Below are 18,192 nucleotides of genomic sequence, written 5' to 3' on the forward strand. Positions count from 1 at the left end.
ACCAGGCCCAGGTCCCCGGACTCGACGGAGAGAATCCATGAGCGAGCAGAACACCACGGCGTCCGCCGAGCTCAACGCCACGACGGAACTGAGCATCAAGGACGCGAACAAGGTCGCCGCCGGCGCCCTGATCGGCACCGCCCTCGAGTGGTACGACTTCTTCCTCTTCTCGGCAGCGGCAGCCCTGGTCTTCAACGTCCAGTACTTCACCAGCGAAAACGCCACGGCCGCCGCCATGGCCTCCTTCGCCACCTTCGGTGTGGGGCTGGCCGCTCGTCCCATCGGCGGTCTGATCTTCGGCCGCATGGGCGACAAGATCGGGCGCCGCAAGGTCCTGCTCATCACGATCATCGGCATCGGCGTCGTCACCGGACTCATCGGCCTCCTGCCGACCTATGCTGCGATCGGCTTCGCCGCCCCCGCCCTGCTCGTGCTCCTGCGCATCCTCCAGGGTCTCTTCGTCGGCGGCGAATGGTCGGGCGCGATGACGCTCGTCGTCGAGAACGCCCCGCTCCACCTGCGTGCCCGTTATGCAGCGATCCCGCAGATCGGCTCCCCGATCGGCACGATCCTGTCCTCCGGCGGCTTCTTCATCATGACCCTGGTGTTCTCACAGGACAGCTTCGACTCGTTCGGCTGGAGGATCCCATTCCTCGTGGCCCTGCCGCTGCTCGTCGTCGCCGTCTACCTCCGCTCCCGCCTCGAAGAGTCCCCGGTCTTCCGTCAGCTCGAAGAGTCCGGCGAGGTCGAGAAGAGCCCCATCCGCACCACCTTCCGTGACTCGTGGAAGCAGATCATCATCGGCATGGCCGCGGCTCTGCTCGGCGTCGGCGGCTTCTACCTCGTCACCGCATTCTGCGTCTGGTACGGCGTCAACGTCCTCGGCTACGACGATTCGCTCCTCCTGCTCGGCAGCATGGTCGCCGCCGCCGTCGAGATCGGAGCCCTGATCTGGGGCGGTGCCCTGGGCACGAAGTTCGGAGCCTCGAAGGTCATCCTCTGGGGTGGAATCGCCTCGGCGGTCGTCGCGGTTCCCGCATTCTTCATGTTCGAGTCCGGCAATCCGGTCCTCGTCGTCATCGCCATGACCCTGGCCGTGTCCACTCTGTCCCTGCCCTACGCGGCATCGGGCACCGTGCTCACCGGACTGTTCCCCGCCACCACTCGCTACACGGGTGTGGGCATGGCGCAGAACGCCGCAGGCATGCTCTCCGGGTTCATCCCGCTGCTGGCCACGAGCTTCGTCGCTTCCGCCGGAGACCACTGGTGGCCGGCCGCCGCGATGCTCGTCTTCCTCTCCCTGTTCACGGCGTTCGCCGGCTACGTCGCTCCGCGCATGAGCGTCGACCTGCCCGGCTTCAAACACTGAGACTCGCACAGCGCTGAGAACCCAGCGCTGAACCGGGCCGGGAGCCCCCGGACCTCACACCGTTCGATCCTCGAAAGGACACCCCCACCATGTCGCGTTCCGCCGGCCACCTCATCGTCGACACCCTGGAGAAGGCGGGCATCGAACGCGTCTACGCGGTCCCCGGCGAGTCCTACCTCGACGTCCTCGACGGACTGTACGACGCGAACATCGAGACCGTCGTGTGCCGGCAGGAGGGCGGTGCCGGGTTCATGGCGCTGGCCGAATCCCGGCTGACCGGCCGTCCCGGAATCGCCATGGTCACTCGCGGTCCGGGGGCGGCGAATGCGATGATCTCCGTCCACACCGCCTGGCAGGACGCGACCGCGCTCGTCCTCTTCGTCGGCCTCGTCCCGCTCAACGATCGCTCCCGCGAATCCTTCCAGGAGTTCAGCCTTCCCGAGTGGTTCTCCTCGACGGCGAAGCGCGTGCTCACCATCGATGATGAGGACCGTGCCGGTGAGATCACCGCCGATGCCCTGCGCATCGCCGCATCCGGTCGCCCCGGCCCCGTCGTCGTCGGCCTGCCCGAGGATGTCCTCGTCCGTCTCACCGAGGCCCCCACTCCGATCCTCCCCGAGGTGGCCCCACCGACCCCTGCCCCCGCCGTCATCGATGGCTTGGCTTCGCGGATCGCGGCGGCCGAGCGTCCCGCATTCGTGCTCGGCGGGGATGGGTGGCACAACGGCTGCGGAGCCGAGCTGGCCGGTCTGGCCGCCTCGACGGGGGTGCCGATCTTCTGCGATTGGCGCGCCTACGATGCGATTCCGCATTCCTCGCCGGCGTGGGCGGGGTGGCTCGGCTACGGTCGCGCCGATGCTGTGGCGGCCGGTTTCGCCGAGGCGGACCTCGTCGTCTTCATCGGCTGCACCCGCTCCGATGTCTTAAGCGACGGCTACACGATCGGCTTCGACGCCGAGACCGTTCTCGTCTCCCTCGATATGGAGGCCACCCAGCACGCAGGGCGCATCGATGAGCACATCATCGCCTCCCCCGACTCCCTCACTCGCGCTCTGACCAGGACCGCTGCCGGTGATGCTCGGGATGCGAGCCAGCTGCGCGGTGACCGGACGGATGAGTGGATGCAGGGACGCGCGGACGCGCAGTCCCGGTTCGCCGCTCACCGCCCCGACGCCGAGGCGGCACCGGAGAATCCGGGCCGTGCCGGGGTCGATCTCGGGGTGGCGTTCGGGATTCTCGATGACCGACTCGGCGGGGAGGCGATCCTCACCTACGGGGCGGGCAATGCGACGATTTGGGGGCACCGGTTCATCCGGCATGAGCGACCGGCCAGCCTCGTCGGAGCCCGCAACGGGGCGATGGGTCTCGCCGTTCCCGCCGCGGTGGCCGCTTCTCTGGCGTACCCGGAGCGGCGTGCGGTCGCGGTCTGCGGCGATGGGGACTTCCTCATGAACGGCCAGGAGATCGCCACGGCCTTCGCCCACGGCGGATCACCGCTCATCATCGTCGTCGACAACGGCGTGTACGGCACGATCGTGTCTCACCAGGAGAATCACTATCCGGGACGACCCTCGGGCACGCGCATGGTCAATCCGAACTTCGCAGCGTGGATGTCGGCATTCGATCTCAGCAGCTCCGGGGCCACCTCGGCGAGCAAAGCGTCCGTGAACGGCGATGGGATGTCTGTGTCCGGGCTGACCGGGCACGGGGAGCGCGTCGAAACGACCGAGGAATTCGGGCCGGCGCTCGACCGGGCCCTTGCCCACGACGGGCCCGCGCTCATCCATGTGCTCATCGATCCGGCGACGATGCCACCGGCCGCCGACGAAACCTCCTGATCCATCCTGCGTGCCCACCACTGTGGGCTCCTCCCACCTGACACCGGCACTGCCGGCGCCGCACCCCTCCCCCGCACAGTCGCAACCCACCCGCCCGCGACACCGTCTCGAAAGGACCCGCTATGACCGTTTCACCCTCTCTGATCAACGCTGATCGCGAGGCCGAGTTCCTCGCCGATTGGGCCGTGCATTCGCGTTTCGGCGCCGTGGAGGGCACGAACGGCGTCGACCGGCAGGCGGCGAGCGCCGCCGATGGTCAGCAGCGGAAATGGTTCGAAGAGCTGCTCGTCAAGCACGGTTTCAGCGTGCACCGGGATGCGATCGGCAATCAGTTCGGGCTCCTCGAACTCGCGCCCGGGGCCCCGTATGTGCTGACTGGTTCGCATATGGATTCGCAGCCGACGGCCGGCCGTTTCGACGGTGCCTACGGGGTGATGGCCTCGGCGCACGCATGTTTCGCGATCGCCGAAGAGATGCGAGCAGACCCGTCGAAGGCGAAATTCAACCTCGCCGTGGTCAACTGGTTCAACGAAGAGGGCTCCCGGTTCAAGCCCTCCATGATGGGATCCAATGTCTTCACCGGCAAGGCCGAACTCGAAGCGGCCCTGACCACGCGTGATGCTGCTGGAATCACCGTCGCCGAGGCGCTCGATGCGATCGGCGAACGCGGGAACTTCACGGCCCCGGAGATCGCCTCCTATGCGGAGATCCACGTCCAGCAGGGTCGCAGCATGGAAGAGGACGGGGTGACGATCGGACTTGTCAATGCCACCTGGGCGGCGCACAAGTACGAATTCAAGGTCACCGGCGCACAGGCGCACAGCGGGTCGACGCTCATGTCGGACCGGCAGGATGCTCTGCTCGGTGCGGCACGACTGGTGGTCGCCGCACGGGAGCTCGTCGACGATTTCGAGCCTGGTGCCCTGCATACTGCGTGCGGTCAGCTCACCGTCTACCCGAATTCTCCGGTCGTCGTCGCCAGCGAGGTCAGCCTGCTGCTCGATCTGCGCTCCCCCAGCGCCGAGGTGATCGCCCCGGCCCATGAGAAGCTCATGGCCACGATCGCCCAGGTCAGCGCCGATGATCGCGTGGAGATCGAGATCGTCGCCGAGCACATCTGGGATCAGAACCCGTACTCCGAAGACGGAGTCGAACTGGCACGCACCGCTGCCGAGGATTTGGGACTCACCTCGGCGAAGGTGATGACCGTGGCCGGGCACGATTCCACGAACATGAAGGACGAAGTGCCCACCGTCATGCTCTTCATTCCCAGCGTCGACGGGGTCTCGCACAGTCTGGCCGAGTTCACGAAGGACGAGGACCTCGTCTCGGGTCTCCATCACCTCACCGAGGTGGTTCGCCGGCTCGCCGCCGGCGCGCTGGCAGAGTGACCGCGAAGGAGGTCAGTCCTCCCAGGGATTGAGCAACCTGACTCCCGTATTCGCGAAGTCAGCGACGTTCCTCGTCACCAGGGTCAGAGAGTGTGCGAGTGCGGTCCCTGCGATCAGGCTGTCCATGTCGGGCATCGCGTCAGGGACGTGCAACTGCGATGCCTGCACAGCCACTTCGGCATCGACGGCAAGAATTCTTCTGTCGAAGAGCTGAGAAACCTGTTCGTCGAACCACTGCCGAAGGACGGATCCAGCGCGTGTGTCCCGCCGCTCTTTCCGTCGGACTCCGACGTCGAGTTCGAGGACCGTAATGGCGCTGATGGCCAGATCGTCGATCCTCTGTGCAGCGATCCAGGAGCCGACGGGAGTCCGGTTGCCGCGGCGAGCGTCACTGATGATGTTGGTGTCGAGCAGATATCTCACAGTTCGGGCACCCGCAGCGATCGCTGAGAACGATGCGGCAGATCGAGGTCCGAATCATCGTCGTGGATGACGAGGGCATCTCCGACGAGGTCCGATCTGCCGCTGAGTTGATCGTACTCATCGGCAGTCAGCAGAACGTGCGCGCGACGACCATGTTCGGTGATGGTGACCGGTCCGTGTCTGGCCGCACGTTTAGCCGCCGATACGTCCCGGTTGAATTCCCGACTCGACATCGTGGTCATCATCCACCTCCCGAAATGTCACTACTGTAGGTACATTCTATCTCGGGGTTGTGGACGAATCCATAGCCAGATGCCGAGTGGACAGGACTCTCGGACCCGCGGTCATCAGTCGATGGAGTCGACGTCTTGGTTCTCGTCGACGAGCTTCTTCGCCAGCGGCTCCCACTTGTCGTAAGCGTCGGGGTATCCGGAGTGCTGCACTTCCTGTGCGGCGTCACCGGGTTCGATGCTCTCCCAGTTGTCGATCTGGGTCAGCCCCGGATTGTCGGTTCCGGAGTCGACGCCGTAGAAGGCTTTCGATGCGTACACGGTGTCGGTGACTTCGTCGGCCGATCCCCAGTTCATCGAGGGACGCTGCTGGAAGGCACCGGCGGAGTCGCGGTCGCCTCCTTCGAGGTCGTTGAGGCTCGATTCCTGCAGCGCGGTCATCACGGCGATCGTCTGAGCCTCCTTCGACAGGTCCGCGCCCTTGCCGACGCCGATGATGGTGCGCGCGTTGTCGATCTGCTCCTCGCTCAGCTCATCGGGGTCGTCGATCCCTCCGGTCGAGCCGGCGTCGGACTGGGTTGCTTCACCCTCCTGGCTGACGCCTCCGGAGATCGGGTCGGCCGAGGCCGAGGTCGCCGTTGCCAGGGAGACTCCCCCGGCGAGAATGGCTGCGGACAGTGCAGTCACCGCAAGTGTGCGCGCACGTTTCATCTGTTCTCACTCTCTCTTGATCGGGTCCTCGACCCGGGCGGCGATTCCTGGTGCGCGGCACACGTGGTGGGTTCTGCGGCATCTGCCCTGTGGTCGGCACAGGAACACCAATGCAGAAGGTGCCGTGGAATCGCCCCACACAACACTGACGGACCGATTGGCCCTGTTCAATGCAGAGAGACTTCGAGATGACTTATTCTCGCCGCAACGAATCGTCACGGATCCGTGTGCATGCGATCAGAGTTCGCTGAACGCCGCGCGGTCACCAGCAGTGCTCCCACCCGACCGTGACCGGGGTCTCGATCCGCTCGTCCGGCGGTTCGCAGGCGCGAGCCAGGGAAATTTCAGGTGCCGGCGGCGATCGGCGGGTGGAGGTAGATCCTCGGCGATCCTACACTTCGAGGTCGGCCCTGTTCCTCCGAGGCGGCCCTCCTCGTCACATGCATCGACGCCGCGTCCCATGGGAGGGGCGCGGCGACGATGTGCGCTCAGGTGCGCGGAGTACGGTCGGCGGATCGGTGCCGCCGGATCGGCATCGGATCAGTGGCGGATCACGTGCCGATCAGATCACAGACCGTTCAGGCGGTAGGGGACGAAGCTGTCGTCCTGGTCGTACGGATAGGAGACTTCGTGGGCGACCGAGCCGAGCGAGCCGTTCTCCTCGAGGGCGTGGTAGGCGGTTTTATCGTCGTTGGCCCAGCCGTTGAAGATCACGACGTGGCCGTTGGCGCCTTCGGTGCCGGGGCCGCCCTTCATCAGGACGTCGCCGGGCTTCAGTTCGTCCTTGTCGATCTTGTGGGAGACATCGGGCAGGGTCACGGTGTTGAGGCTGTCGTCGAGTCCCCAGGCCATCGAGACGAATCCCGAGCAGTCCATGCGGTACTGCTTGCCCTGTGGATCCGGATGGGTGGTGTCCCAGTTGTAGGGCACTCCCTGGTCGACCCAGGTCTGCGCGCGGCTGATGATCTCATCGCGACGATCATCGGCCTGGGTGGATGTCTTCTGGCCGGACTCCGACTGCGCGGTCGTGGCCTTGCCGGAATCTCCCTGTGCTGCGTAGCTGTGTGCCGGGGCAGCGTCGGCCTGAGCCGGTGCGGTGGCCATCATGGTGCCGCCTGCGAGGAGACCTGCGGTGAGGACGGTGGTGGTGAGTGTGCGTGAAACCTTCATCATCTCTCCTGATCGTTCTCGGGTGTGCATGTGTGATTTCGGAATGTGCGGTTTCGGGTGGTGCGACTTCAGGTCAGCGGAACGGGTCTCAGCTGATCGGGGCAACATCCTGATTGCCGTTGACGAGCTCGGTCGCCAAGGGATCCCACTTGTCGTACTCGGCGGGGAAGGCGGAGCCCTGCACTGCCTGAGCTGCGGCTCCCGGGACCATCGTCTCCCATCCTTCGATCTGGATGAGGCCGAGGTTCGAGCCTTCGGGGTTGACGCCATAGAACGACTTCGAGGCGTAGACCGGGTCGGTCACCTGGGCCAGAGTGCCCCAGCCCATGGACGGACGCTGCTGGAACAGTCCGGCGGAGTCGCGGTCTCCGCCGTCGAGGTTGTAGAGGCTCGATTCCTGCAGGGCCGTCATCACGGCGATCTTCTGTGCCTGCGTCGACAGGTCCGCGCCCTTGCCGACGGCGATGATCGTGCGCGCGTTGTCGATCTGCTCCTGGGTGAGCTGAGTGGCGTCCTGAGCGCTCGGAACCTTGCCGCCGTCGAGTGCTTTGCTCGTGAACGGAGCGGCCTCCTTTGAGACTGCAACCGGCTCTGCGGACGCGGCGGTCGCCATGGAGACACCGCCGGCGATGACAGCCGCGGAAAGGGCTGTCACTGCAATTTTGCGTACGAGTTTCATCGGTTTCCTGTTCTCTTGAGGGGCAGTTGCCGTGAGCGAGAACTCGAGACCAGCTGAGTGGGGAAGCGATCGGAAACCAGCATCGATCACGCAAGCGATCCTGTCGTTTCGCTCACGTCCTCCAGACTGTCCGATCCGATGAGAGGCCTCAACAAACTCCGTTTCAACATCACGTCACAGGGTTCTCAACACGAGTTCAACACCACGTGAACCAGGTCACTCGGACCTGAAGGCCTGCAGCGTCCGATCTCGCCCGACGACGAAGGAGGCACCCACTGCGATGACACTCGCTGCCGCAATCATGGCGCCGGTGCCGAGCAGTCCGACGATGAGACCGATGAGCGGATTGACGATGACCTGAGGTGCCTGCTGGACGACGATGAGCAGACTCTGAAATCTCGATACCTTGGACGCAGGTGCCAGCAGCACATAGACCGGGAAGACATGCGCAGTGAAGACCACGACCCCGGCCCCGACGAGGGCGGTCGCTGCGAGACCCACTCGCCAGTCGGCCGACACAGCCAGCACGATGAGCCCCAGGGCCACGACGCACGGACCGATGACCATCGGAGTCCACACCCGATTCGCAATGCCGCGCCATGCGAACACGGCGCTCGTCAGCAGGCCCCCGGCGATCCATCCGGATTCGATGAGCCCCGCCTCGGCGGCGGTCCAGCCGCGCTCGCGGGCGGCAAGGGGAATGCCGAGGAGTACCGACGGGATCACGGCTCCGGCCATGAGGGACACACCGGTCAGCAGCGCCGGCGCTCCCGGCGTCGTCCGCGCCGCTCGCACCCCGTCGACGATTCCGCGCACGCTGACCGGGTCGGGCAGGTGATCCCCTCGCCGAGGCGGTCGGATCGCAAGCAGGGCGATGAGCATGATCAGGCATCCGAGCACATCGAGCAGTGCCACCCCGGACAGGCTGATGATCCCGATGAGGATTCCGCCCAGCGGCGGGGCGATGGTGCGCGCCAGCTGTCCGGCCATGCCCGATCGGGCCATGGCTGTGCCCAATGATCTCTCGGGGACGAAGAGCCGTGGGAAGACTCCGACGGCGGGCCGATAGAACGCTGCCGCCGACCCGATGAGCACGGCGGCCGCCAGGAGCACCGGCGGAGCCGCCGACCAGACGGCAACGGCGAGTGCGATCCCCGAGCCGATGAGCACGAAGGCGAGTGTGCACGCGAGCATCACCCGACGCGGCCCGAATCTGTCGGCGACCGCGCCGCCGAGCAGCCCGAGCAGCACCGCAGGCAGGACGGTGAGTGTGAATACCCAGGCGGCGAGATGAGGGCCGTGGCCGGAGGCCACCCATGTCAGAGCGAACGCGAGGATCCCGGTGCCGAGTTCGGTGACGACCGAGGTGAGCACCCAGGCGTTGAATCCCTTCGGCAGCGGGACCCGGTCCCCGCCTGAGACTCCCATATCGACGGGGCTCAGGCTCTGCGGGGCAGGACGAGCGCCACGAAGTCGGGTTGGCTGGGAGCACGCCAGATGAGGGGATCGTCCTCGTTGCCCCAGTCGCAGGTCAGCTCGTCGCCGATTCCCGCGTCGACGATGGACTTCATGGAGCCGGCGGAGAGTTCGAATCTCGACGCGTCCCTCGGCAGCCGCACTCCGGATTCAGGGGACCGGCCTGTGGCTTCGTCGACGAGCCGCAGGATCTCTTGGCGTGAGAACCGGCTTCTGCCTCTGCGGCGTGCGGCGGCCGCCTCCACCGTGCGACCGATGTCGGGGAACCGGCGGTCGGACTGCGACAGGGTCGTCGATTCTCCGTCGGAGTGCTCGATCGACACGCGCACCTGTTCGGGGTGGTCGACGGATCCTCCGGTGACAGCGATCGTGAGGGTCACCTCGCAGCTCGTGGTCGGAAGCGAAAGCAGAGCCGAGGCGGTGACAACCGTCGACACCCCCACCGGCCTCTTCGGACCGTCTGCGGGCGTCGGAGCATCGAACTCGGCGGGGATGTGCGTGCGCGCCATCAGCACATAACCGTCGGTCACGGCCAAGGTGAGGGCCTCGGGTTTGATCTCCACGCTCAGGTGGTCGAAGGGCGAATCGGCGGGGGCCGTCCCCTTCGGCTGCGCCAGCTGGCGCACCGCGGCGGCGAGCACGGCGGAGTCGACCCGAGCGCGGCTGAGCGTCGTCTCGGTCCGGGATCGGAGCACCGATCTCAGGTCGTCGACCAGCGCCGCGGCGGATTCGCCTCGTCCGATGGCCTCGGCGAGCCAGTCGTCGAGGATGGCCTCGGCGATCACCGGTTCGCTGTCGAGGATGGTCCCGATCGTGCGCAGCCGAAAGCCTGCGTCACGCAGGCGTCGGATCCAGATCGCACGCTGCTGCTGGTCGAGCCCGTAGTACCGATAGCCGGTCCGGTCCTCGACATGTGCGAGCGACAGAAGGCCGCTGCTGTCGTACCCCCGCAGGGTGCTGGCGCTGAGTCCGACGGCACGAGCGAAGTCACCGATCGTCTGCAGCGACCGGCTCGTCGACTGCGGCACTCGTGCGGTGTCGGGTTCGCGGGTGGGGTCCACGGACCCATCATCGACTTTCACCCTGGCTGAAGGTCAAGAGTGCGGGAGATAGTCGTTGCGCAGCCACGTCGGACCCACCGGACAGTTCCTCAGTCCAGGCTTCTGTCCCTGTGTACGCTGATCCCATGTTCGTACCGCTGCCGCCAGATGCCGCAACCGCCGTCAGGTCCTACCTGCGTCTTGCCGATCGGATCCTGCCCGGCGGCATCATCGCCTGCGCCGTCACCGGATCGATCGCCCTCGGCGCCTATCGTCCGGGCCGCAGCGACATCGACCTCGTCGCGGTCATCGCCGATGAGTGGCTGGACCGTCCGGATCTCATTCGGCGGCTGCGGCTGCTCCACCTCTCGCAGGTGCCCCGCCTGGTGGTAGAGGCGGCGCGCGGGCGAGGTGTGAGTGCGTGCTGCAATACCGTCTTCATCGCCGAGTCCGAGGTCAGTCGACCCGTCACCGAGATCCGTCCAATCGCCTCCCATACGGGTGAGATCTTCGATTCGCACGGCGCGTTCGACGTCAATCCGGTGATCTGGAAAGAGCTCGTCGACGGCGGCATCACGGTGCGGGGACGACCGATCGCTGCATGGGATCTCGATGCGCAGACGGAGGCGCTTCGACCATGGGTCCGCACGAACCTGCGCGAGTACTGGACTCCGTTGGCCGCACAGCTGCGCGACCGACCGCGGAGAACTCCACGCACGCTGTTCCAGCGTCTCCTCACGTCCCCGCGGGGACTGAGCGCCGGCACGGTTGCGTGGTGCGTGCTCGGTCCCGCGCGTATGCATCACACGCTCGCGACCGGTGAGATCATCGGCAAGGAGGCAGCGGGTCGCCACGGATTGGACGCATTCCCTCAGCATGCCCCCATCACCGAGGTGGCCCTGGCCAAGGTGCGCGGCGCGCGGATCCCGTCCGCACCGTCACGTGCACAGTGGCGGGCATTGACCGCCTCGGCGATGGAGGACATGATCACCGCATCACTCGGCTGATCGACGACCGTAGTGGGTTGAGCGGCCGCCGGGAACTCGACGACGGTTGCGGTGATCTTGGGGTCAGCCGAACTGCCCCTATTTCGCGATGAAGTGGAGGCGCTTATTCACGAACTCACCCATCCCGATCGGACCCATCTCACGACCGAAACCAGACCGCTTCACCCCACCGAACGGCAACTCAGCCGCCTCAGCAGCAATCGTGTTCACATGCGTCATCCCCACCTCAAGACGAGCAGCCACACGATCAGCACGCCCCTCATCAGCAGAGAACACAGACCCACCCAAACCAAGAGCACAATCATTGGCCAACTCGAGAGCCTCCTCGTCACTGCCGACCTTGAACACAGTCGCCACCGGTCCGAAGAGCTCCTCACCATACGACTCGGAATCCCGGGGCACATCAACGAGCACCGTCGGCGAATAGTACGCCGCCGGGCCCTCTCCCAGCTCACCACCGATAAGCACACGAGCCCCCTCAGCAACGGCTTTCTTCACCTGCGCATCAACGGTCTCCGCGGCGGCACGCGACGACAGCGGCACATACTCACCCTCACCCAGATTCATCGGATCCCCCGGAGTGAGTCCGGTACCCAATCGCACGAGTTCGGCAACGAAGTCGTCATAGATGTCGTCCATAACAATGAGCCGCTTATTCGAGTTGCACACCTGACCGGCGTTATACGTCCGAAACTCCCACGCCTCACGCGCCACCGCCGCAACATCGTCGGCGTCGAGAACAACCATCGGATCGATCCCACCGAGCTCGAGCACGGCCTTCTTCAGGTTCTGACCGGCCTGGGCACCGATGATCGCACCCGCCCGCTCCGACCCGGTCAGGGACACTCCCTGAACCCGGGGGTCAGCAATGATCGCAGCGATCTGGTCATGGTTGGCAAAAAGGTGGGAGTACCCGCCGGCAGGGACTCCGGCGGCGTGGAAGATCTCCTCGATCAACAGTGCCGACCGTCCACAGATATCGGCATGTTTGAGCATGATCGTATTGCCCAGCACGAGATTCGGGGCAGCGAACCGGGCGACCTGGTAGTAAGGGAAGTTCCACGGCATCACACCCAACAGGGCACCGACCGGCAGGGATTCGATCCGCGCGGTACCGGGGATGGTAGATGGGATCTGATAATCCGTGGCCAGACTGGGGCCGTGGACGCCGTAGTAGTCGATGATGTCGGCGGCGAACTCGACCTCGTCAACGGACTCGGCATACGACTTGCCCATCTCCACCGAGATCGTTTTGGCGAGTTCGTCTTTGCGTTCATGGAAGATCTCCGCCGCCCTTCGCACAACCGACGCCCGCTCCTGAATATCGGTGTCCTTCCAGGTCAGGTGAGTGGAGTGGGCGGAAGTCACTGTGGACTCGATCTCGGCATTCGTTGCCTCGGGGAAGGTCTCGACGACCTCGCCAGTGGCGGGATTCTGAACACGATAGTTCGACATGGTTGCTCCTTCGCAGTCTCGGGTCGGAATCGCATCTGCGCGACCGGAGACGGTCAATGGTGAGAATTTCTGGTGGGCGGTCAGTGCTGCGACCAGGGCAGCGCGCCCGGATATGGGGATTGTGAGGCGATGAATGGCGTCGCTGCGGCCCCATCACCGCAGTCAGTTATCACCCATACCATCGACGGAAGCGCCCGAACCGGCGCGAACGATCATTCCGACTTGATCGTAATACAGGTCACGGAGTTTCGCCGAGGCGGCCGCCCACCGACCCGAGAATAGATCCGTCATCGAGGCGGCCCCATCTCGGGAAAGGCATTGCTCAGAAGAAACGGACGGCCAGAAAGGATGATCCAACTGGCCGTCCGAAATGAATTGCGGAACGAGCAGTGAGTTATGCGACGGCAGTTCCTTCGAGCTCGATCATCTGGCCAGGGATCGCCAGTCGAGTGACTCCGAGCATCGTAGTCGTCGGCGCAGCGCCTGCTGACCCGAGCTTCCCGGCGAGCAGCCCATAGTGTGGGAACAGTGCGTCCACATCGGTGGTGTAGACGTTCAGACGGACCAGATTCGACAATGACATGCCAGCTTCGGCAAGTACGGCCTCAAGGTTCGCTGTGGCCAGCGACAGTTGGGCTTCGATGTCACCATCGTGCTGTGGTCGGCCGTCACTGCTCATCGCTGTCTGTCCCGAGATGTAGAGGGTCCGAGTCTCCCCCGAAACGACCTCGCCCTGATTGAATCCCAATTCCTGTGACCACGTCACCGGATTCACTGCTGTGCGTTCCATTGCTGCTCCGTTCGTCTGCTAGGCAACGCCGCCTGCCCTGTGGCCGCCTTCTCAGACGTTGCACTGACAGCCTCCCAACTAATCACGACACCTTGTGGCGTGATTTCTGGTACAGATTGATTTATGCGAGCAGACCGCCTCGTCTCGTTGGTGTTGCTGTTGCGCCAGCGAAAGCGAATGACCGCCGACCAGCTGGCCGGTGAGCTCGAAGTCTCCACACGCACAGTTCTGCGCGACATCGACGCTCTCTCAACCGCAGGTGTTCCCGTCTACGCCGACCGCGGCCGACACGGCGGCTATTCCCTGCTGCCAGGCTTTCGCACCGAATTGACCGGACTCAACTATGACGAGGCACTCGCACTTCTCACTGCCGGATCAGACCGCGGCGAGAAGGTATTCGGCCTCAGCGCATCGCTGGCCTCGGCGATGCGCAAGGTCGTCGACGCGTTGCCCGAAGGCCACAGGATGCGCCTCGATGATGCAACCGAACGGTTCCTAGTCGAGCCGGAGGCCGATCTGCTCTCCCGACGCGTTACCACGGAACACTTGGCCACCGGGATCATGAGCGAGGTCCGCGACGCGGTGCTCAACGGCCGCCGACTGCAGTTCGACTACTCGGCACCGGGTCAGGAACCGAGCCGCCGAACTGTCGACCCGATCGGACTGGTCACTGTCCGCGGACGCACCTATTTGATTGCCACGAAGTCCGGGGAAGATCGGACCTACCGTCTATCTCGGATGCTCAGCGCCGAGTCGCTCCCGGAAGCTGCGCAACGGTCCGCAAAGGTCGACCTCGACCAGGTCTGGGCCGACCGAGTCGCACACTTCCTCTCCGACGATCACCTCCCCGTCGTCGTCCGCGTCAAGACCGCACGGCGCGAGGAGGTGCTGAAGAATGTGAGCGCAGTCCGGGGTGAGGAACCCGAGCAGGACGATTGGGTCCGCCTCGACGTGAACTACGAAGACCTGCGTCACGCGGTGTGGGCGACGTGGCAGTTGGATACGGACGCCGAAGTTCTATCGCCGCAGTCTCTCTGTGATGCGCTGTACATGCGCGCCAGTAAGCTGACCGCTCTCTATCGATCCTGAGCATCCATCCCGACCGACACGAGGGGCAAGTGAACCTAGCGCACGACTTCGCGGTGTGTGGTGTCGAGTCGGCGCGTCCAGCCCCGGCCGTCGAGGTGTTCGAGCAGGGGGATGACGACGCGTCGGGTCGTCCCCAGCGCCTGCCTCGCCTGGCTCGTCGTGAAGGGCTGGTCGAGACCGGCGAGGATCCGCATCGCCTGTGCAGGGGTGCGCGGAGACACGATGATTCCGTCGCCGAGGCGCAGGATCCGTCCCGCCTTCTCGGCGACCGCGAGCTCCCGCGCTCCGAGGGCGAGTTCGCGCAGATCATCGGCTTCCGGTGCGGCGAACGGGTCGGCTGCGAGTCGGCGCTCGATCTCGGCGATACCGGCTTCGGCGGCACCGAGGCCTGCGGTATGCCCGGGCGGGCGGACCATTCCGTCGACGGCTTCGAGCCCGGCTCGCGAGATGATCTGGTTGAGCAGTGCGCGAATCGCGCCGCCGGAGCCTTCGGGCAGAGGCAGAGCCGGTTGGATTTTCGCCTTCGCCGGGGAGTCGCGTTTCGGTTCGGCGCCGCGTCTGCGACCTGAGTCCGGAGTTCGCTGAAGTGCCTCTGCGACGGCTTTGACGGGCACTCCCGCGGCCATCGGCGTGGCGGCGAGTTCGCCTCGGACCAGGGATTTCGTCGCCCCGACCCAGGAGGTCAGCGTCGGCGAGTGGACGAGCCACTCACCCACTTCCTCAACATCGGCAGGCAAGGATTCGTCGACGGGCACCTGCAGTCCGAACCGGGTAAGGATGGTGCGTTCGACGGCTCCGCGGCGGGCCACCTCGGCGAGGATATCGCCTTTCACAGGATGCTCGGCAAGCTCATGAGCTCGCCTGGCGCCGTCGCCTCGTCGGGACAGTTCGGGCGGGTCGACGTCGAGCACGAGGAGGCCGGCGAAGACGTTGCGGCTTCCTGGCGCGCGGAGCACGATCCGGTCGCTGACCTGCAGGGGAAGCGGTCGGTCGAGGGTGAGCCGGGCGTGGTCGGCATCGAATGCCCGCAATCGTGCGGGCACGGCGGCGGTGCCGATATGGGCCATGAGTTTGTGGATGCCGGAGTCGAGGGTCTCGCCCATGGTGCGGCGCACGTCGATCGTGTCGACGATCGGCCAGGTCCCACTCGTGAGCAGTGCGTCGCCGCGGTGGAGGTCGTCGGCGGGGACATCGCGCAGGTTGACGGCCACGCGGGCCTGCGGGACCACCTCGGTAGTGGTGGAATTACGGGACTGCAGACCCCGCACACCCACGATCCGGTCGATGGTCTCTCCGCGCAGCTCGACTGTATCGCCCGTGGTCAGTGTGCCTGCCGTGAGGGTCCCGGTGACGACGGTGCCGGCTCCCTTGATGGTGAAGGCCCGGTCGACCCACAAACGCACCCTCCCCGAGGTGGTCGGAGGCTCGGCCGTGGCCGTGACCTCGTCGAGGACGCTGATGAGTTCGGGCAGGCCCTGCCCGGTCGTGGCTGACACCGTGACGATCGGCGCTGCTTCGAGTGGTGTTCCACGCAGCTGCGCTCTGACCTGAGCTTTTGTGGTCTCGACGGAGTCGGGGGCGAGGTCGGCCCGGGTGATGACGACGAGGCCGTGGGTGATGCCGAGCGCATTGATCGCGTCGCGATGGTCAGTCGATTGGGCTTGCCAGCCCTTGTCTGCGGCGATGACGAAGCAGGCGATGGGGGCGGGGCCGAGCCCGGCGAGCATGTTCGCAAGGAACTTTTCGTGCCCCGGAACGTCGACGAAGGCGAGTTCGCGGCCCGAGGGCAGGGTCGTCCAGGCGAAACCGAGGTCGATGGTCAGCCCGCGCTTCTTCTCTTCGGCCCACCGATCGGGCTCCATTCCGGTCAGGGCATTGACCAGCGTCGACTTCCCATGATCGACGTGTCCGGCGGTGGCGATGACGAAAGTGTCAGGCATTGTCAGCACGGACTCGCTTGATGGCGGCAGCGATGCGGTTGTCTTCGCTTTCGGGTACGCAGCGCAGGTCGACCAAGCATCGTCCCTGGTGGACTCGGGCGACGATCGCAGGATCGCCGCGGCGCAGCGGTTCGGCGAAGGCTTCGGGCAGTTCGACTGCCCAGCCGGACAGGGGCACTCCGGGGGCTCCCCCGCCGCCGACTCGTCCGTCGTGGTCGACGATCGTGGCACCGACCGCCTCGGCGAGAGTCTCGGTGCGTTTCCGCAGGTGAACTGTGTCGATGTGGAGGGCGTCGTGGATCGGGTTCGCCGTGTGCGTGATCGTGGCTTCCAGCGCAGCGAGGGTGAGTTTGTCGGTGCGCATCGCTCTGGCCAGAGGGTGTTTGGCCAGTGTCTGCACTGCTTCGGTGCGGCCGAGGATGAGTCCGGCCTGCGGGCCGCCGAGGAGTTTGTCGCCGGAGACGATGACGAGGTCGGCGCCGGCGCGCAGGGCGGTGTCGATGTCGGGTTCGTCGGGCAATGCCGAGTCGGGAGTGAAGAGTCCGGAGCCGAGGTCGACGATGAGCGGCAGGTTGTGCTCGTCGGCGAGTCCGCGCAGTTCAGCCACGTCGACGGAGGAGGTGAATCCTTCGACGCGGAAATTGCTCGTGTGCACCTTGAGCAGGCAGGACGTGTCGTCGCTGATGGCCTCGGCGTAGTCGGCCACGTGGGTGCGGTTCGTCGTGCCGACCTCGCGCAGGCTGGCGCCGGTCGTCGTCATGAGGTCGGTGAGGCGGAACCCGGCACCGATTTCGATGAGTTCGCCGCGGCTGATGATGATCTCGCCGGAACCTGTGCCGCGGCCGCGCACCGCAGTGACGGCCAGCAGCAGGGCGGCCGCACCGTTGTTGACCACGAGGGCATCCTCGGCAGCCGGGCTCGCCTGCAGCAGGGCGGCCTTCGCTCCGGTGCCCCGCTTGCTGCGTTTACCGGTGCCGAGGTCCATTTCGACGTCGACATATCCGGCCGCCTCGGTGATCGCCTGGGTTGCCGCAGGTGAGAGCGGTGCCCGGCCGAGGTTCGTGTGGACGAGGATGCCGGTGGCGTTGAGCACTGGGGTCAGGGAGGAAGCCGAACGGGAGCTGAGCTTGGAGGTGATGGCGGGGGCCACCTCGGCGACGGGGATCTCGCCGGCTCGGGCGGCGTTCTGCACCTCGGAGATGATGGCCTTGATGGTCGCCTGGTTGAGGCGCTCACCTGCTGCGATGACCTCGGGAAGGGCGAGGAGATGATCCGTGCGCGGAATGGATCGACGCGGGTCGGACTCGACCATCTGACCTCCTCCTCTGTGCGGGGTCACGGCGGCTCCGCTTGGTCGGCGGGACCGCGAAACGGTTGGCGGAGGCGGACGGGAATCGAACCCGCCAGACCGAGATACTCGGTCTCACTGGTTTTGAAGACCAGGGCGCCCACCAGGACACGGACGCCTCCATAAGGAATCCTATCGCGGGTATGAGCGAGGTGAAGCGAAGGGCCGATGCGGCCGGGGCGGCGCTCGATTGACCAAACGAACCAGTATCGAGCGCGCCGGTACCGATCTTCCGA

Annotated in this window: 16 protein-coding genes and 1 tRNA gene; 5 read left to right on the plus strand and 12 right to left on the minus strand. The window is 65.6% G+C overall.

Going from position 1 to position 18,192, the window contains the following annotated elements; translation table 11 throughout:
* Positions 1-37 precede the first annotated feature (37 nt).
* The 3 genes from KTJ89_RS12675 to KTJ89_RS12685 all read left to right on the plus strand — a co-directional run bounded on the left by KTJ89_RS12675 (position 38) and on the right by KTJ89_RS12685 (position 4,598).
* The gene (locus tag KTJ89_RS12675; RefSeq protein WP_259357984.1) at positions 38-1,369 is read left to right on the plus strand and encodes an MFS transporter; all 1,332 of its coding nucleotides are present in this window, start codon (positions 38-40) and stop codon (positions 1,367-1,369) included.
* Positions 1,370-1,458: 89 nt separating this feature from the next.
* A complete protein-coding gene (locus tag KTJ89_RS12680) occupies positions 1,459-3,207 on the plus strand; it encodes a thiamine pyrophosphate-dependent enzyme (protein WP_259357985.1) in 1,749 nt (582 codons plus the stop codon).
* A 122-nt stretch (positions 3,208-3,329) separates the two neighbouring features.
* The gene (locus KTJ89_RS12685) at positions 3,330-4,598 is read left to right on the plus strand and encodes a M20 family metallo-hydrolase (protein WP_259357986.1); all 1,269 of its coding nucleotides are present in this window, start codon (positions 3,330-3,332) and stop codon (positions 4,596-4,598) included.
* 12 nt (positions 4,599-4,610) lie between these two features.
* On the opposite strand, the gene KTJ89_RS12690 is transcribed toward KTJ89_RS12685, so the two are convergent.
* From KTJ89_RS12690 to KTJ89_RS12720, 7 genes are all read right to left on the minus strand, one after another.
* Positions 4,611-5,021, minus strand: a complete 411-nt coding sequence (locus KTJ89_RS12690) for a type II toxin-antitoxin system VapC family toxin (RefSeq protein WP_259357987.1) — start codon at positions 5,019-5,021, stop codon at positions 4,611-4,613.
* Positions 5,018-5,263: a type II toxin-antitoxin system prevent-host-death family antitoxin gene (locus tag KTJ89_RS12695; RefSeq protein WP_172173324.1), complete on the minus strand. Its 246-nt coding sequence runs from the start codon at positions 5,261-5,263 to the stop codon at positions 5,018-5,020. Before KTJ89_RS12695 ends, KTJ89_RS12690 begins: the two co-directional genes overlap by 4 nt.
* A gap of 105 nt (positions 5,264-5,368) precedes the next feature.
* The gene (locus KTJ89_RS12700) at positions 5,369-5,962 is read right to left on the minus strand and encodes a hypothetical protein (protein WP_259357988.1); all 594 of its coding nucleotides are present in this window, start codon (positions 5,960-5,962) and stop codon (positions 5,369-5,371) included.
* A 567-nt stretch (positions 5,963-6,529) separates the two neighbouring features.
* Positions 6,530-7,132: an NlpC/P60 family protein gene (locus KTJ89_RS12705; RefSeq protein WP_139909426.1), complete on the minus strand. Its 603-nt coding sequence runs from the start codon at positions 7,130-7,132 to the stop codon at positions 6,530-6,532.
* Between the two features lie 88 nt (positions 7,133-7,220).
* A complete protein-coding gene (locus KTJ89_RS12710; protein ID WP_259357989.1) occupies positions 7,221-7,811 on the minus strand; it encodes a hypothetical protein in 591 nt (196 codons plus the stop codon).
* A gap of 216 nt (positions 7,812-8,027) precedes the next feature.
* Complete coding sequence (locus tag KTJ89_RS12715; RefSeq protein ID WP_259357990.1) at positions 8,028-9,239, minus strand: MFS transporter; 1,212 nt, start codon at positions 9,237-9,239, stop codon at positions 8,028-8,030.
* Positions 9,240-9,250: 11 nt separating this feature from the next.
* The gene (locus KTJ89_RS12720) at positions 9,251-10,348 is read right to left on the minus strand and encodes a MerR family transcriptional regulator (RefSeq protein ID WP_259357991.1); all 1,098 of its coding nucleotides are present in this window, start codon (positions 10,346-10,348) and stop codon (positions 9,251-9,253) included.
* Between the two features lie 125 nt (positions 10,349-10,473).
* Here KTJ89_RS12720 and KTJ89_RS12725 point away from each other — a divergent pair, with 125 nt between their 5' ends.
* Positions 10,474-11,334, plus strand: a complete 861-nt coding sequence (locus KTJ89_RS12725) for an aminoglycoside adenylyltransferase domain-containing protein (RefSeq protein WP_259357992.1) — start codon at positions 10,474-10,476, stop codon at positions 11,332-11,334.
* A gap of 78 nt (positions 11,335-11,412) precedes the next feature.
* On the opposite strand, the gene KTJ89_RS12730 is transcribed toward KTJ89_RS12725, so the two are convergent.
* A complete protein-coding gene (locus tag KTJ89_RS12730; RefSeq protein WP_259357993.1) occupies positions 11,413-12,789 on the minus strand; it encodes an NAD-dependent succinate-semialdehyde dehydrogenase in 1,377 nt (458 codons plus the stop codon).
* A gap of 394 nt (positions 12,790-13,183) precedes the next feature.
* Positions 13,184-13,579: a RidA family protein gene (locus tag KTJ89_RS12735; RefSeq protein ID WP_172173301.1), complete on the minus strand. Its 396-nt coding sequence runs from the start codon at positions 13,577-13,579 to the stop codon at positions 13,184-13,186.
* A gap of 123 nt (positions 13,580-13,702) precedes the next feature.
* Between KTJ89_RS12735 and KTJ89_RS12740 the strand changes: the two genes are divergently transcribed.
* Complete coding sequence (locus KTJ89_RS12740) at positions 13,703-14,668, plus strand: helix-turn-helix transcriptional regulator (RefSeq protein WP_172173299.1); 966 nt, start codon at positions 13,703-13,705, stop codon at positions 14,666-14,668.
* A 35-nt stretch (positions 14,669-14,703) separates the two neighbouring features.
* Here KTJ89_RS12740 and selB read toward each other — a convergent pair whose 3' ends face one another.
* From selB to KTJ89_RS12755, 3 genes are all read right to left on the minus strand, one after another.
* Complete coding sequence (gene selB, locus KTJ89_RS12745) at positions 14,704-16,608, minus strand: selenocysteine-specific translation elongation factor (RefSeq protein ID WP_172173296.1); 1,905 nt, start codon at positions 16,606-16,608, stop codon at positions 14,704-14,706.
* Positions 16,601-17,920: an L-seryl-tRNA(Sec) selenium transferase gene (gene selA / locus KTJ89_RS12750; RefSeq protein WP_172173293.1), complete on the minus strand. Its 1,320-nt coding sequence runs from the start codon at positions 17,918-17,920 to the stop codon at positions 16,601-16,603. Before selA ends, selB begins: the two co-directional genes overlap by 8 nt.
* 63 nt (positions 17,921-17,983) lie before the next feature.
* Positions 17,984-18,078, minus strand: a tRNA-Sec gene (locus KTJ89_RS12755).
* Positions 18,079-18,192 lie beyond the last annotated feature (114 nt).

It is taken from the genome of Brevibacterium sediminis, assembly GCF_024895295.1.
GTDB lineage: Bacteria > Actinomycetota > Actinomycetes > Actinomycetales > Brevibacteriaceae > Brevibacterium > Brevibacterium sediminis.